14 protein-coding genes and 1 riboswitch are annotated in these 17072 nt (G+C 36.5%); of the genes, 6 read left to right on the top strand and 8 right to left on the bottom strand.

The genetic code is table 11. The annotated features are described in order from the left end of the window. Window positions 1-94: 94 nt before the first annotated feature. Both AC0ONG_RS02945 and AC0ONG_RS02940 read right to left on the bottom strand, forming a co-directional pair. Window positions 95-451 (bottom strand): YlbF/YmcA family competence regulator, encoded by a 357-nt coding sequence (locus tag AC0ONG_RS02945; protein WP_000164612.1) that lies wholly within the window; start codon window positions 449-451, stop codon window positions 95-97. 142 nt (window positions 452-593) lie between these two features. Continuing rightward, the gene (locus AC0ONG_RS02940) at window positions 594-1730 is read right to left on the bottom strand and encodes a DUF445 domain-containing protein (RefSeq protein WP_003281617.1); all 1137 of its coding nucleotides are present in this window, start codon (window positions 1728-1730) and stop codon (window positions 594-596) included. A gap of 129 nt (window positions 1731-1859) precedes the next feature. On the opposite strand from AC0ONG_RS02940, the gene AC0ONG_RS02935 reads away from it, so the two are divergent. Both AC0ONG_RS02935 and AC0ONG_RS02930 read left to right on the top strand, forming a co-directional pair. Beyond that, window positions 1860-2912: a YheC/YheD family endospore coat-associated protein gene (locus AC0ONG_RS02935; protein WP_074790659.1), complete on the top strand. Its 1053-nt coding sequence runs from the start codon at window positions 1860-1862 to the stop codon at window positions 2910-2912. 20 nt (window positions 2913-2932) lie between these two features. Further along, on the top strand, window positions 2933-4390 hold the full coding sequence (locus AC0ONG_RS02930) for a YheC/YheD family endospore coat-associated protein (protein ID WP_000658100.1): 1458 nt from the start codon (window positions 2933-2935) through the stop codon (window positions 4388-4390). A 19-nt stretch (window positions 4391-4409) separates the two neighbouring features. Here the strand turns inward: AC0ONG_RS02930 and AC0ONG_RS02925 are convergent, their stop codons facing one another. After that, a complete protein-coding gene (locus AC0ONG_RS02925) occupies window positions 4410-4655 on the bottom strand; it encodes a hypothetical protein (RefSeq protein WP_000510474.1) in 246 nt (81 codons plus the stop codon). 450 nt (window positions 4656-5105) lie between these two features. Here AC0ONG_RS02925 and sasP point away from each other — a divergent pair, with 450 nt between their 5' ends. Continuing rightward, on the top strand, window positions 5106-5309 hold the full coding sequence (gene sasP, locus AC0ONG_RS02920) for a small acid-soluble spore protein, SasP family (RefSeq protein ID WP_000013338.1): 204 nt from the start codon (window positions 5106-5108) through the stop codon (window positions 5307-5309). Between the two features lie 51 nt (window positions 5310-5360). On the opposite strand, the gene AC0ONG_RS02915 is transcribed toward sasP, so the two are convergent. From AC0ONG_RS02915 to AC0ONG_RS02895, 5 genes are all read right to left on the bottom strand, one after another. After that, window positions 5361-6095 (bottom strand): amino acid ABC transporter ATP-binding protein, encoded by a 735-nt coding sequence (locus AC0ONG_RS02915; RefSeq protein WP_000623613.1) that lies wholly within the window; start codon window positions 6093-6095, stop codon window positions 5361-5363. A gap of 28 nt (window positions 6096-6123) precedes the next feature. After that, the gene (locus AC0ONG_RS02910; protein ID WP_000281496.1) at window positions 6124-6822 is read right to left on the bottom strand and encodes an amino acid ABC transporter permease; all 699 of its coding nucleotides are present in this window, start codon (window positions 6820-6822) and stop codon (window positions 6124-6126) included. Then, complete coding sequence (locus AC0ONG_RS02905) at window positions 6809-7606, bottom strand: amino acid ABC transporter substrate-binding protein (RefSeq protein WP_000732844.1); 798 nt, start codon at window positions 7604-7606, stop codon at window positions 6809-6811. The genes AC0ONG_RS02910 and AC0ONG_RS02905 overlap by 14 nt, the downstream gene beginning before the upstream one ends. A 294-nt stretch (window positions 7607-7900) precedes the next feature. Then, entirely contained in the window at window positions 7901-9901 is a 2001-nt protein-coding gene (locus tag AC0ONG_RS02900; RefSeq protein WP_016078062.1) for an ABC transporter ATP-binding protein, read from the bottom strand. Beyond that, window positions 9898-11658: an ABC transporter ATP-binding protein gene (locus tag AC0ONG_RS02895; protein ID WP_086398161.1), complete on the bottom strand. Its 1761-nt coding sequence runs from the start codon at window positions 11656-11658 to the stop codon at window positions 9898-9900. Before AC0ONG_RS02895 ends, AC0ONG_RS02900 begins: the two co-directional genes overlap by 4 nt. A 596-nt stretch (window positions 11659-12254) precedes the next feature. Here AC0ONG_RS02895 and gapN point away from each other — a divergent pair. The 3 genes from gapN to AC0ONG_RS02880 all read left to right on the top strand — a co-directional run bounded on the left by gapN (window position 12255) and on the right by AC0ONG_RS02880 (window position 16886). Further along, a complete protein-coding gene (gapN, locus tag AC0ONG_RS02890; protein WP_000213634.1) occupies window positions 12255-13694 on the top strand; it encodes an NADP-dependent glyceraldehyde-3-phosphate dehydrogenase in 1440 nt (479 codons plus the stop codon). 177 nt (window positions 13695-13871) lie between these two features. Beyond that, window positions 13872-14053: riboswitch (Lysine riboswitch) on the top strand. 148 nt (window positions 14054-14201) lie between these two features. Then, window positions 14202-15626: an amino acid permease gene (locus AC0ONG_RS02885; RefSeq protein WP_074790664.1), complete on the top strand. Its 1425-nt coding sequence runs from the start codon at window positions 14202-14204 to the stop codon at window positions 15624-15626. A gap of 60 nt (window positions 15627-15686) precedes the next feature. After that, window positions 15687-16886 (top strand): ABC transporter permease, encoded by a 1200-nt coding sequence (locus tag AC0ONG_RS02880; protein ID WP_074790666.1) that lies wholly within the window; start codon window positions 15687-15689, stop codon window positions 16884-16886. Window positions 16887-17072: the final 186 nt, after the last annotated feature.

The raw sequence follows: 17072 nt of genomic DNA, 5'->3' as shown, positions 1-17072 counted from the left end.
AAGAAATGGCTATTTTGAAAGGGAGTTTTTGTGGTATAACTATTAAATTCCCTAAACAAAAAAGACGCTCCTAAACTAGGAGCGTCTTCCACTATTACGCTTGTTGTTGCGCGCTATATAATTCTTCAAGTGGCTTCATGATAATTTTGTTAACGTCACCGATTACAACGTTTAGGCGTTGCTCAGTTTCCATTAATTTTGTAATTTTAGCATCTTGTTGAATGCGAGCTACAACTTCTTGTGCTTGTTGGTTGTCTTCTTCAGTGATTTCTTGGCCTTGCATCATTTTTTGTTGTAGGCTAAGTTGCATTGTACGGAACTCATCAAATAAGTTCTTTGAAGCCGCATCGGCTTGAACTGCTGCGTAGCTCTCTTTTAAAGTTTTGAAGTCTTCGTTTTCAGCGATTGCTTTTTGTAATTCATATGCAACATCATGAATGTTCTTTGTCATTTTATTTTTCCTCCTTTAGAAGGCTAGCGCTTTTCATACGCACTGCCTTTTCAGTGCATTTACATACGCACCTCTTCTTACCATATCAAACTATGCAAGAGATGTGAAGAAATTTCACTTTTATTTCTATGTACTCACCTTATTATCTAAGAAACAATAGTAACAATCCTTGTACGAGTCCGATTATTCCACCTAATAATGCTCCTAAATACGTAATCATTTTCAATTCATTTTTCGTAATAGACAGAACTAAGTCTTCTAATCTTTCTGTTGAGAATGTAGACACTTCTTGCTGGACAATTTCCGCAAGATGTAGATTGTTTAGTATACTCTCTACGTTTTCTGTTCCCCACTTCAAGCCTTTCGTTACTGTGCTTGGAACCACTTTTTCAATAATTGTTTCTCGAACTGGCTCACATACTTGCTGAACAGATTGATTTAAAAACTTACTCACTGTTTCCTCTACTTTAACTGCTGACAACACGGAGCTTACAATCATTTCTTTCTCTACAAACGATTCTAATTCTTTTACATCTCTTCCTTTTAACTTTTCCCACTCTTTTTGCAGTACGTCAGTTAAAAGCTGCTTTGTACCATCTTGCCCTAAAAACTTAATAACTTCTGGCTGCACACGATCCACTACACTTACATTTCCTAAAAACATTCCGACTAAGTTAAGTAGCGTTCCGCGAGAAGCAAAGAAATCATCAATCATTTTTGAAAGACGGCCTTTCCCTTCTTCACTTTCAAAAAAGCTAATTCCTCGCTCTAAAATAAACGCCGAGACATTCGGAATCGCATTCTCTACTTTTTCATTTACAGAATGAGGTAAAGCCTGTTCCCATGTATATGTATAATACTCAGCTAAAAATGCCTGTATTTTTTCTGTAATCACATGTTCAATTTTTTGAGTCACTTCTTCTTCTACATGCGCTACATTCCATTTTTCTAACATATGTCGCAGTGATTGTTCATTCTTAATTACTTTATCCACTTCCACTTGCGCCCAGTGGATTAAACCTTTTTGAAACTCTTCATTTGTTAGCTTTTTTCCGATTCCTTCCGGTGTTAACAAATGTTCTACGACCATTTTCCCTAATTGAACAGCAAGTTCATCACGACGTTTCGGAATTAATCCTGGTGTAAATGGAACTTGAAACTTCCCGATATAAATAGGGCGATGAGGACGAAATAACATTTTTATCGCTAAATGATTCGTATATCCCCCAATAATTGCTCCGAGTCCTGTCGTCGTTAACATATTTAACCATATATTCATTACAATCAACCTTTCACTTCTCCAAAACTATAGCATATCATCATACGGACAAAAGTATAATGGTATAAAAACGTATTTGCAATATATAGCTTCGCCTATTATGCAAATAGTAGTAAAGGAGTGATTTCGTTGGTTCTCGGTCTTTTAGCTTCTAAACTTCATTACGAACAAACGTATTACACCGAAATCGCTAAACGCGCTCGGCTTTATCATAATGTCGTTGCCCAGTTTACGCCATTTTGTATTGATCCTAAAACAGACCTTGTTTCTGGTCTTATTTACGATACAGATACAGGAAAATGGAAAGAGCAAACATTCCCTATTCCTTCTTATATATATGATCGTTATTCTTTTCACGAGGAAACAGACTTTGAAAAAGCAAAATCAATTATTCACTCTTTGCACAATCGTCCTTCTACTACCTTTTTAAATAACACACTTATCAATTTAAGTGAACTACATGATTTATTTCTCACTAATAAAAAACTGTCTCCTTATATACCAAAATTTGAAGTGGCAACGATACAAAACATTTTTAAACTGTTGTTAAAAACTAAAGATATTATTATACGCCCCACTAATACACATTCAAAGGATAACTTATATCGAATTGCTTACAAAAATAAAACGTTTCATATCGATACAGTAAATGAAAAATACCATACTTCTCTTCCATTAAAACGGACAGACGAATTTATATCTTGGTGTAAATCTAACATACCTTCATCACGTTACATAGCACACACTATGCTACAACCACCAAATCAATTAACATATCCACTCCACATTCGAACCATTTTGCAAAAAAACAAAGAACAAACTTGGAATGTTATCGGTCAATTTATACAAAAAAGCTCATTTCCTAATCAGCTTTTACCCTCAGCAACAGACGATGATTCATTACATTCATTTTCAAAAATTAAATACGTACTATCTAGTACGGGTGTGCAACTATTGCAAGATGCTTTACACGACATTATAAATGAAGTATTCCAAACACTAGATCAGTCTTATTCTTCGTTATTTGAACTAGAACTTTCCACAATTATGGATCAAAAAGGCGCAATTTGGCTTATGTATGTCAACACGATTCCCCCTTACGAACAATACATTCGTCATAGTGATTCATTAGCTGAAAAGATATTTCACGGACCACTTAAATTCAGTCGCTTTACACCATAATGAAAGGAGGTAAACCTATTTTGAAAGAACATATATATACATTAAACATTTCAGATGAACATCCAAATAGCATTACTTTACCTTACGTTTTTTCTATTACGCCACCTATTACATCCCTCTCCTTCGGTATACGTCACATTGCAAGTGAAGAGGTGAAAATTCATTATTCCTTTACTCGCGAAATTATTATCGGAAAACATATTGCCGAAAAACTTTTACTACCTCAATCCACTACTATTCATGCATTCACACAAAACCAAACAATTATTTTCGGACCATTAATCGGCATTTTTACAACTGGCTTTAACGATGATTCTTCTAACCCTTTAGGAAATCGTTCAATTGCTCTCAGTGAGTTGTTAACACCACCATTCTCATTACGACCGTTCGTATTCGTCTTTGGCGTTCAACATATAAACTGGGAAGAAGAAACGATTGAAGGATATTTCTTTCAAGAGAAACAATGGATAAAGAAAAGGGTCCCTTTACCAAATGTCATTTACGATCGATTACCGAATCGACAAGCTGAAAATTATAAACCAATCGTCAGAGCAAAAAGAAAGTTAGAACAAGACTACTCCATTCCATGGTTTAACCCAGGTTTTTTCAATAAATGGGAAGTTCATCAACTTCTTATGAAAGACGAATCAATTAGACCCTTATTACCAAACACAGAAGCATTTCAGCATTTTGAACAAGTAGAACGGTTTCTTGGCACGTATAAATCTGTGTACATGAAACCAATACACGGGAGCTTTGGTAGAAATATTCATCAAATGTTTTATTCTCAAACAGAGAATTGCTACTACTGTCGTTATCGCGAAAATGAAGAAAATAAACTGAGAAAGTATCAATCATTAGAAACTCTTCTAAACCACGTATTAAAGGGACATGATTTAAAAAAGTTTATCGTACAGCAAGGTATTTCGTTACTTCGCTTCGATGGGCAACCTGTTGATTTCCGCATTCATACAAATAAAAATCATTTCGGTAATTGGATAGTTAGTGCAATCGTCGCCAAAATCGCCGGCAAAGGCAGTTTAACAACGCACGTAAATAGCGGCGGTGATACAAAATTGCTACAAGAGCTTTTTCCAGATTCAACGAAACAAGTTCAAATTGAAAACAAATTAAAACATACTGCCTTACAAATAAGTTACGCGCTCGATGAACAAGTAACCGGAAATATTGGAGAAATCGGTTTTGATATCGGTTTAGACACAAAGGAAAATCCGTGGCTCTTTGAAGCCAACTCTAAACCTGGGCGAACTGTATTCCAAGATGAAAAATTAAAAGAGCAAAGTGAAATGACGCGCCAGTTATTTTACGAATATGCCGTCTACTTAACTGAACATTCTTTACGTGATACAAAAGAAAAAATGTCTCAAATAAAATCAGGGGCTTCATCAAATACCGAACATATCCCTTCCCCTATGATTCACTCACAAATACAAAAACAAAAACTTCCACCTAGATAATAAGGTGGAAGTTTTCTATTTACACAAGTTTTACTACAACCTCTGTTTCCACGTTACATACTCCGCAATAAAAAATATGATTGCAATATTCATTTGAATTATTATGCGTTAAACCATCTACTGCACTTAATAATTCTTGATCCATATAGGCACTATAATCGTCTATGTAATCTACAGACTTCCCATAATCTTGAAGTATACTTTGGCAATTTTGACAAGAATATGTTTGTGATTCTAATGCGTTGCAAAGCGGGCAAATCCCCATCATGATTCCTCCATACGTTATCGTTTAAAGCCTCTCTTTTTTAGATTGAAGAGAGCACCTACCCATGCATAGGAGCGGTCACTCCATCCCTACTTAAAAATAGAACTATGAAGTTGCTACCGATTTCATTTCAATAAATCATAAATAAGAAGCTAATGATTAGCCTACAAGTAGCAGGCTACAATGAGAAAATTATATTTAATATCCTCCTTAGTTTGGCCTGTTTTCTTAAAAATACAACGATTACTCTTATTTCATAATTTACGAAATCAATAAGTTTTTTTGACAAAATTTACAAATTATTATTTTGTATATCTTTCTAGGTAACATCCATACTATGAGTACAAACTTAATTACCGATGGATTAGCGCCAACCGGGGCGATAATCTGGTTCAACTCCAGCTAGTCCAACCAAAAAAACTTTTATAACTCTAAGGAGGATATATTCCTATGGCAAACCAAAATTCTTCAAATCAATTAGTAGTACCAGGTGCAACAGCTGCAATCGATCAAATGAAGTACGAAATCGCTCAAGAATTTGGTGTACAATTAGGAGCAGATTCTACGGCTCGCGCTAACGGTTCAGTTGGTGGAGAAATTACAAAACGTCTAGTTGCAATGGCTGAGCAAAGCCTTGGCGGATTCCACAAATAAATATATATGGCAAAAAGGTCTCAAGGCATATGCCTTGAGACCTTCCTTAATTTATTGCAACATTTGTAAAAACTTCTTCGTACGTTCTTCTTTTGGATTTGTAAATACATCTTCTGGTGTACCTTGTTCAACAACGACACCGCCATCCATGAAAATAACACGGTTCGCAATTTGATGTGCAAAACGCATTTCGTGCGTTACAATGACCATCGTCATACCTTCTTTAGCAAGTTCTTTCATTACTTTCAGAACTTCTTGAACAAGTTCAGGATCAAGTGCTGACGTCGGCTCATCAAATAGTAACACTTCCGGCTCCATCGCAAGCGCGCGCGCAATTCCAACACGCTGTTGTTGTCCGCCTGATAATTGAAATGGATATAAATCCACTTTATCTGCTAAACCAACTTTTTCAAGGAAGTAGTTTGCTTTTTTCTTCGCTTCTTCTTTCCCTACTTTTTTCACTGTAATGAGTCCTTCCATTACGTTTTGAAGTGCTGTCAAATGAGGGAATAAGTTATGGTGCTGGAATACCATACCTGTTTGCGTACGAAGATTTACAATATCTTTCTTCGATACTTTTTGAGCAAAATTAAGCTCTTTATTGCCGATGCGAATGCTACCGGCGTTTGGTGTTTCTAGTACGTTAAGACAACGTAAGAATGTCGTTTTACCAGATCCAGACGGTCCAATAATAACAACAACCTCGCCTTTCTCAACTGTTAAATCTATATGCTTTAGTACGGTATTATCTCCGAAACTTTTTTGTAAGTGCTGAATTGAAATCATAAAAACAAAAACTCCTTTTGTAAAAGGATTATTTTAATGTGTAGCGTTCTGAACGCTTCTCTAACATCTGTTGTACGATTGATAATAAGAAACAAATAACCCAATAAATAAGACCTGCTTCAAAATAAACAATTAAAAACTCGTAGTTCATCGCCGCAATCTCCTGCGCTTTTCGGAACATTTCTGTTACTAAAATTAATGATGCTAATGAAGTATCCTTCACTAAGCTAATAAATGTATTCGAAAGCGGTGGAATTGATACGCGCGTTGCTTGTGGTAAAATAACACGTTTTAATGCTTGTGGATATGTCATCCCAATTGTGTAAGCTGCTTCCCACTGCCCTTTCGGAATGGAAAGGATAGAAGCACGAATAATTTCAGATGCATATGCACCGACATTTAATGAAAATCCAACAACTGCTGCTGTATATGGCTCAACTTCAATATTAAGAGTTGGAAGACCATAGAAAATAATAAATAACTGTACAAGAAGTGGCGTTCCGCGAATGATAGATACATAGATACGAGCAATCCATTGTAAAATACGACTACCAGAAATACGTGCGAGCGCTGTTAACGTTGCCAGTATAATCCCGATAATAAATGTAATAAGCGTTAATGGAATTGTCGTAAAAACAGCTTCCTTCAGCATAGGCATGAAGGAAGACTGCATAATATCTATCCAAGTAGACAATCGATCTGAAACCAATGCACTACTTAGATACATTTTCACCGAACCATTTTTTCGTTATTTTGTCATACGTACCGTCTTTTTTCATATCTTCTAACGCTTTATCTACTTCTTGTACAAGCTTAGTGCTACCTTTACGGAATAAGAATCCACTTTCTGAAGCTTCTTTTTCAGTATCTACAATTTTAATTTTCGCATCTTTTTTCGTTTCTAAGTAGTTTAGTACTGATAACTTATCATTGATTGTGAAGTCAACGCGTCCTGAAGCTAATAATTCTGCTGCTTGGCTAAATCCTTCTACACCAATAATTTCCGCACCATTTTTCTTAGCGATATCTGCATAGTTACTCGTTAAAGATTGTGCTCCTTTTAGTCCTTTTACATCAGCAAATGTAGCAGGCTTATCTTTATCTTTTGCAATAACTAATGCCGCTGAAGATGAAACGTATGGCTTAGAGAAATCGTATTTCTTTTGACGATCTTCACGAATACCAACTTCGTTTGCAACCATATCGAAACGTTTTGCATCAAGACCAGCAAGTAAGCTATCCCATTGTGTTTCTTTAAATACAGGTTTTACACCTAAACGTTTTGCAACTTCTTCTGCTAATTCAACATCGAATCCAGTTAATTTATTGCTTGAATCGTGGAACGTAAATGGTGGGTATGTACCTTCTGTACCAATTACAAGTTCACCGCTTTGTTTAATCTTTTGTAACGCGTCTTGACTAGCTGTATCTTTTTTCTCTTCTTTACCGCAGCCGGCTACAATCCCGATCGCTAATGTAGTTACTGCAAGCACTGAAAATAATTTCTTCATGATTGTAATCCTCCAAGTATTCTGATAGGAATTTAAAAACTATATTGATTGTATGCAATCTTGAACAATTTTTCAATGAAAATGTTCTTATTTAGTTTATCCTTTTTCTTCATAATCAAACAAAAGGGAAAAATAACGCCACATACAAAAAATAAGTAACATTTTTTAATATAGCATTTATAAAGAAAAAGGTAAAACAATACTTCTTATTTAACTGTCGTAATTCGCTAAAGAGTCGACATGTTCATCAATAAAAAAGAACTTGTGAAAATCACAAGTTCTCCTCCATACCTATTAAGCACTCTGATTGCCTTCCATTTGCGTTTTATACATATCATAATAACGCCCACGCTTTTTCATGAGTTCATCATGAGACCCTTTTTCCAAAATCGTCCCTCTATCGAGCACAATAATTTGATCTGCGCTTTTAATTGTTGAAAGGCGGTGAGCGATAATAAACGTCGTTCTTCCTTTTTTCACAACTTCTAGTGCTTGTTGAATCATCGCCTCTGTTTCTGTATCAATACTAGACGTTGCTTCATCTAGTATTAAGATAGCTGGATCAAAAGCAAGCGCCCTAGCAAACGAAATAAGCTGACGTTCTCCAGTGGAAAGCGTACTTCCCTTTTCTGTAATTTCTTCATTTATATTGTTTGCAAATCTTTCAGCACCAACATCACGTAGCGCCTTTACAATGCGCTCTTTTGAAATTTTTTCGTTTTCTAAGCTTACGTTGGAAGCGACCGTCCCGCTAAAAAGAAACGGGTCTTGCAGTACGATTCCCATATGCTCACGAGTTGCTTGTTTCGGCATTTCTCTTACATCATGACCATCAATCGTAAGCTTTCCTTTTTCAAACTCATAAAATTGAAAGAGTACATTCATGATAGAACTTTTTCCTGATCCAGTATGACCGACAAGTGCCACTGTCTCGCCTTGTTTCGCTTCAAAAGAAATATTTTTTAACACTTCATCTTTTCCATTATAAGAAAATGATACATTATCAAATTTTACATTTCCTTTTAAACGAGGCATACGTTCTTCTTCTACCGCTTCTCCTTTTTCCTCTAACAATTCAAAGACACGTTCTGATGCAACGCGCGCTTGCTCTAAGTTTGCAAGCTGGTTCACCATATTCGTAATTGGCGAGAATAATCGTGTTAAATAATCGACGAACGCATACAGTACCCCAAGTGAAATAATACCTGTAGCACTTAATGACGCACCGCCGAAATACCAAATCACTCCTGTGAAAGCGATATTTCTTAATACAGCTACTAAGTTATGCGAAGTTGCTGCATTTAAATTTAAAATTTTATTTTGATACTTAAAATAATCGCCGTTTAATTCTTCAAATTCTTTTTTCGTTTCACGCTCTTGACGGAACGCTTGAATAATTGGCATCCCTTGAATGGATTCATTCACTGTTCCGTTAATATCGGATAAACGTGAACGCATTTTATGATTATATACAGACGCATATTTTCTATAAAGAATCGCCCAAACAATTAAAATTGGGATAATTAATAAACATAATGAAGCGAGCTTCACATCTAATAAAAATAGCGCAGCGAATATCCCAATAATATAAATGATACTAGAAACGAATGTTGCAAGTACAGTTACATATAAATCACGAATGGCCTCTGTATCATTCGTCACACGCGAAACAATTTTCCCTGCCGGTAAATGATCGAAATAACGAATCGGCAACGTTTGAATATGAGAAAACACATCTTCCCTCATAATTTGAATAATTTTGTTCGCTGCCTTCTGCAAGAAGAACTGCTTTCCGTATGCAAATAATGATACGACTACTAATAAAGCGAAATAGCCACCACCAAGTAATAATAGACGGTTTATTTCTGGTTTATAAAATGCAAACACTTCTTCTTTCGTTAATGCCTTCGCTTTATACACTTGCACCGCCTTACCATTTTGAACGGTAATCATATCACCTTTTACAGTACGTGACCCTTCAATACTCACTTTATTCGGTACAAAATAATATTGAAAACCGACTTGCATCACACGTACTTCTTTACCTTTTGTCTCGCCTTGTTCAAAGCGATCACTTCGCTTATAAAAAGCGCCATTATATGAAACAGCTTCTTCACTCTTTTCTGTTTCATACCAAGGTTTCTCTATCCCGACGATATGATCATCAATCATCGTTTTAGCGACGAAAGGACCAGCAAGCTCTGCAATGACGAAAATAAATAACATTAGCATCGCTGCAAAAATCGTCCCCTTCACTTTCATCGCATATTGAAACAATCGTTTTGAAACGCTCATATTTTCACCCCACTATCCGCACTTTCACTTTCACCTTGTTGTCTTTCAAACTGCTCAGCATACCAGCCTCCGCTCTGGATAAGCTGAGCATGTGTACCTTCTTCCATTACTTGCCCCTCATCCATAACGAGAATCCAATCCGCATGTTGCACTGCAGATAAACGGTGCGTCGTAATAATCGTCGTCTTTCCGCTTCTTTCTGTTCTTATATTTTCAATGATCGCTGCTTCCGTACGAGCATCTACAGCTGATAAAGAATCGTCCAAAATTAAAATTTCTGGATTTTGAATAACAGCTCGCGCAATCGAGATCCTTTGTTTTTGCCCTCCTGATAAAGAAACACCTTTCTCTCCAACGAGCGTTTCTAATCCTTCTGGTAAAAACTCTAAGTCTTTTTTAAACGCAGCAATTTCAATTGCTTTCTCAAGTTCTTCTTCCGTCGCTTCCCTATTTCCGAATAAAATATTTTCTCTCGCTGTTTTTGAGAACAAAATATGTTCCTGAGGTACATACCCAATCCATCCGAGTACATTTTCATTCGTTATTTTATCTAATGTCACATCAGAGACCGCAATATCTCCATCTCCAAGCGGATATTGACGAAGAAGCTGACGTACAAGCGTCGTTTTCCCGCTTCCTGTTTTTCCGACAACCCCTAGCGTTTCTCCTTGCTTTAATGTGAAAGAAACCTTTTTTAAATTTTCTTCAGTTGATGAAGGGTATGAGAAAGACACATCATCAAACTGAATATAATCCGGATCTTGCACAAGCTTTGGATGTTTTGGATTCTTTACATCTGGCTCATACGCTAACGTTTCATTCACACGGTCAAGCGAAGCATTTCCTCTTTGCATAACATTGATTAATTCACCAATTGCAAACATCGGCCAAATCATCATCCCTAAATACACGTTAAAAGAAACGAGTTCACCAAGCGTCACCTTTGACTGGAACACAAGGTATGCACCGTACACTAAGCCGATTAAATAACTAAGACCGACAAGCATTTTCACAGTTGGTTGGAATAATGCATCAATTCTTGCTACCTTCATATTTTTTTCGTAGACGTCATCTCCTAAATGATGAAATCTTTCCTCGTCTGCATTCTCTTGTACGTATGCACGAATAACACGCACACCAGCAATCGATTCAAGTACTTTATCATTCATATCTCCGAACGCATCTTGCGCGACTGTAAATCTCTCATGCAATTTCTTTCCATATATGTTCATCGCATACGCCATAATCGGAAGCGGTATAAGCGCCGCAACTGTAAGCTCCCAACTAATTGTAAATCCCATCATAAAGACAATCGTAAGCATATATAAACTCGAATCCACGAGCGTTAATATACCGAAACCAGCTGTCATAGCAATTGCTTTTAAATCATTTGTCGCTCTCGCCATTAAATCACCCGTACGATTTTTATGATAAAACGTCGGTGTCATTTTAAGTAAATGCCCCATAAATTTAGAGCGCATCGTTTTCTCCAGTACGAATGCTCCCCCAAACAGCTGGTGTTGCCAAACGAAAGTAAGACCATATCCAATTACCGTAACCCCTATTAAAATGAGAATAAATTGCATAATCTCCTCATTCGTTAACGTTCCTGTTTTTATATTATCTATCGTAACCCCTAACACTTTCGGGGGAATGACTTCAACTATATTTACAATTAAAAGAGCTCCAATAGCGATACTATATCTCTTCCAATGCTCTTTAAAAAACCATTTTAGCTTTAGTAATACTGATAACAATGTAACCTCTCCCTTCTCGTTCTCGTTTAACTCTCACTTCTTTATCCACTATCCAGACCCATCACATTTACATTTCGTAACCCATACAATCTCATCACATTTTTCCACCTTCCAAAATTTTCATCGTAACCATACAAGGAAAAATAAACAAAAAAAAGCATACCGCCGCTTGACGATATGCACAAAAATGCATAAAAAGCGTACGTTACGATATACGCAACGTACGCTTCTTATAAGACAGAGAATGCCTTATATATCCGCACGGGTTGCGTAATGATATGAATGTTTTCTGCCATTTAACAGAGCTAAGCCCATTACATTTACGATTACAATCATTACGCACACCCCTTTCATTTATTTTCCATTTATAATCTTACAACTTTATTGAGTATTCTGTCAATTATTTTTTTACAAACTGAATAAAAATATACGCTACATCATTTTGAAATAAGAGAATATTCCGTAAGAAAGGGCATACAAAATAAAAAAAGAATAAGAAATCGTTTTCACAAACATTTCATTTGAAAAATGTTATCAAACCCCCTACAATCACCTTATACTCACTCTTACAAGTTGCTATTTTAGGAGGACTAATCATGACAACTAGCAATACGTACAAATTTTATTTAAACGGAGAATGGAGAGAAAGCTCTTCAGGAGAAACAATCGAAATTCCATCTCCATACTTACACGAAGTAATTGGACAAGTACAAGCAATTACTCGCGGAGAAGTAGATGAAGCAATTGCATCTGCAAAAGAAGCTCAAAAATCATGGGCTGAAGCTTCCCTACAAGATCGCGCAAAATACTTATATAAATGGGCTGATGAGCTCGTAAATATGCAGGATGAAATTGCCGATATCATTATGAAAGAAGTCGGTAAAGGCTATAAAGATGCGAAGAAAGAAGTTGTTCGTACAGCTGACTTCATTCGTTACACGATCGAAGAAGCTTTACATATGCACGGAGAAAGCATGATGGGCGATAGCTTCCCTGGCGGAACGAAATCTAAACTTGCGATTATCCAACGCGCACCACTTGGTGTTGTATTAGCAATCGCACCATTTAACTACCCAGTAAACTTATCTGCTGCAAAACTTGCACCAGCATTAATTATGGGTAATGCTGTTATTTTCAAACCAGCAACTCAAGGTGCAATTAGTGGTATTAAAATGGTTGAAGCACTTCATAAAGCTGGCCTTCCAAAAGGTCTTGTAAACGTAGCTACAGGACGCGGTTCTGTCATTGGTGACTACTTAGTAGAACACGAAGGCATCAATATGGTATCGTTCACAGGCGGTACGAACACAGGTAAACATTTAGCGAAAAAAGCTTCAATGATTCCACTTGTATTAGAACTTGGTGGTAAAGATCCTGGTATCGTTCGTGAAGATGCTGACTTACAAGATGCTGCAAACCATATCGTAAGCGGTGCATTCTCTTACTCTGGTCAACGTTGTACAGCTATTAAACGTGTACTTGTACACGAAAACGTAGCCGACGAGCTTGTTAGCTTATTAAAAGCGCAAGTAGCTGAACTATCAGTTGGATCTCCAGAACAAGACAGCACAATCGTTCCATTAATCGACGACAAGTCTGCTGACTTCGTTCAAGGCTTAGTTGACGATGCTGTTGAAAAAGGTGCTACAATCGTTATCGGTAACAAACGTGAGCGTAACTTAATTTACCCAACATTAATCGACCACGTAACAGAAGAAATGAAAGTTGCTTGGGAAGAGCCATTCGGCCCAATCCTTCCAATCATCCGTGTTTCTTCAGATGAGCAAGCAATTGAGATTGCTAACAAATCAGAGTTCGGTCTGCAAGCAAGTGTCTTCACAAAAGACATTAACAAAGCATTTGCAATTGCTAACAAAATCGAAACTGGTTCTGTTCAAATTAACGGACGCACAGAGCGCGGCCCTGACCACTTCCCATTCATTGGTGTAAAAGGTTCAGGTATGGGCGCACAAGGTATTCGTAAGAGCCTTGAGTCTATGACACGTGAAAAAGTAACAGTATTAAACTTAGTTTAATTTTATATGTAGAAGCTGATCTAGTTTAGATCGGCTTCTTTTTATATCAAATAATTATTCATTCCTAATCACAAACTCTTCTCTATAATCTGATTATTACTATATCCATTGACGTATAAAAATTCATTTGTTACTCTTAAAGACGTTAATTTAATATTTAAATCCTCATTCGTATCTCGGTGAGGTAGAGGTTGCAATCATTAAGAGTATCATTTCAGGAGATGTAGTGGCATTGATGAAGGAATGAGAAAGGAATGGTTGCCGAAGTAAGTCGTGTCCACCATGCACGCTTGCTGGGTCTGCATTTAATAAGTGCAGAACTGTCACAAACGTTTCGTTTGTGGAGAGCTATCGAGAGGTATGTCGTGGGTTTCTTATAAGATAGAAAGCATGTAGCGGCAGATTACGTGCTTTTTTTGTTTTGTTTGGGACTTCTCTTCCTGACTCAGGAAGACATACATATCTCCTCGCTTGACTTGGTTATACTAACTTTGGAGGTATTTTTCTATGCAACAAAAAAAATGGGGCTTTTGGGTACTAACAGCTTTCGTTGTCGGTAACATGGTTGGCGCTGGTATTTTCATGGTGCCAAGTACGTTGGCACAAACAGCAAGCCCACTCGGTGTCACTTTAGCTTGGTTAACTACAGGGTTTGGTGTTTTAATGCTAGCTCTTGTTTTCGGTAATTTAGCAATTCGTCGTCCTGATTTAACGACAGGGCCACAAAGTCATGCATATGCTTTATTCTCAACACCAAAAAAGAAAAAAATGGCTGGTTTCAGTATGGTATGGGGATATTGGGTTGCAAACTGGGCAAGTAACGTTGCCATCATTACATCATTTGCGGGATATTTATCACTCTTCTTCCCAATTATGAAAGATACGCGACTACTATTTTCAATCGGCTCGTTTAACGTAGAAGTCGGAAAACTAATTACATTTACGATTTGTTCCATCTTACTTTGGGGAACTCATATTATATTAACAAATGGTGTAAGCGGAGCTGGAAAGCTAAACTTCTTAGCAACAACAACGAAAGTAACTGGATTCCTTTTATTCATCGTCGTTACGTTATTTGCATTCGAAGCTTCTAAGTTTGGACAATGGTACACGCCGATGATTGATAAATCAGGTGTATCACATGGTCTTCTTTCACAAGTAAATTTAGCTGCTCTTACAACGCTTTGGGCGTTTATCGGAATTGAATCAGCCGTTCTTTTATCAAACCGTGCTGTTTCCCCAAAAACGGTAAAACGTGCAACAGTTGCGGGATTACTTATTACAGTTGCGATTTACTTAGGAATTACAATTTTAACAATGGGTGTACTTCATGTTGATAAATTACAAGCTTCGGAACGTCCATTAGCAGATGCACTAAACGCTGCAATGGGTCATGGCGGCGGGAAACTTATGGCATTACTTGCTCTTACTTCCCTGTTCGGTTCTATCTTAGGCTGGATTTTATTAAGCTCAGAAGTACCATATCAAGCAGCAAAAGAAGGTTTCTTCCCTTCCTTCTTCACGAAAACCAATAAAAAAGGAAGTCCAATTTACTCATTACGATTAACAAACATTATGTCGCAAGTTTTCCTATTCTCAACATTATCAGGAACCATTGCGGAAGCTTATACATTCGTTATTACCGTATCAACATTGGCCTACCTCATTCCATATCTCGTTTCACCAATCTTCCAGTTAAAACTAGTCGCAACTGGTGAAACATATAAAAATGAAATGCGGGCAAGAATTACAGATGGTATAGTCGCAATGATCGCACTTTGCTACGCACTATGGGTTATTAAAACCGGCGCATCCGATATAAAAACGTTCCTTCTCGGAATTGGTTTATTCGTAATTGGATTTGCTTTCTATCCATTAATGAATCGTGATCAGAAAAAAAATAACGAAAAGAAAAACGGGCAAGTTGCATAACGCAATTTGCTCGTTTTTTCTTTTGTAAAACATATATAATAGAACAAAGAGGTGAAAAACATGTCAATCGAATCGCTATGGAGCAGTCGCTTCCAACAACATATTCAAAATATCATTACATACTTTGCACGTATGATTAACGGTTTACTATATAGCTTTATCTTTATTTCATGCGTTGGTGCATATTATTATGCTCAGTTTCTAAAAGCATCTCCTTCTAAAGGAATATCTTTAATAATTATAACGATTGTACTTACGTTCATTATAACGAGATGCCCTATCCGTACATTTATTCAAAAACCTGATGCTGTCTATTTGCTTGCATTAGAAGAGAAACTAACATCCTATTTCAAAAAATCTCTTCTATATAATTACATCATTCAGCTTTTCCCATTATTATTTACGTTCCTTATTCTCGTACCACTTGCTATGCAATCATTACAATTAACTGTACCTTTTTTATGTACAATCTTTATCGTGTTAATGATTACGAAAGCCTGGAACATGTACATACATTGGATGTGGCGTGATAGTCACGAAAAAAATATATGGCTGATCATTCGTATTACTTGTAACGCCCTAATCATTTACATGCTGTTTTATTCCGCAAATGTTCTCATATTGGGCGGACTACTCTTACTACTTGCTTTCCTACTTCTATATACGAAAAAACAGCCTACAAAACGAATACCTTGGGATTACATAATCGAGCAAGAAGAAAAAATGAACGTTCGTTTTTATCAATTTGCTAGCATTTTCACAGATGTTCCGCAACTGAATAAACAAGTAAATAAAAGAAAATGGCTTACAAATTGGATTGAACCTTTATTACATAAAAAACGAGCAACTTTCTTCTACTTACATACACTAGCATTTTTACGTGGAAATGATTATTTCGGTATATATATTCGCTTAGGATTGATCGGTGCTTTCGCCTTATATTTCATACCAAATATATACGTAAAAGGTGCTATCACTTACATCGTTCTATATATGATCTCTATCCAGCTTCGTTCACTATGGAAATATTTTTCGGGAAATATTATTGCAGCATTATATCCAATCCATACTGAAGAAAGAATGAAACAATTTCTTAGCTTAATCTTTATATTGCTAAGTATTCAACTCATTGTATTTTCGAGTGTTATACTCATTGCTACAGGTCAATTTTTACATAGCCTTATCATTATGATTGTCGGGTTACTCTGGATCAAATTTATTATTGTACCAAAAACGAAGCAACGCGTTTCTTCGTTTTAACGAAAAGAAATCTCTTAAACGCCAAGGAGAAAATAAATTATCCTTGGCTTTTTTATTTTGCTTCCTCAAACAAGAATCACTGAAACAACCGATATTTTATGATTTTTACATACAAAAACGATAATACATGTTTACGACCTAATAAAAAGGGTATCTATTAATTAACAGAGTAAAGGAGGGGCCTAT

It is taken from the genome of Bacillus sp. TCT6 (genome assembly GCF_056033845.1).
Note: the sequence above shows the minus strand (reverse complement) of the source record. Positions and strands in the feature narration are given on the sequence as shown.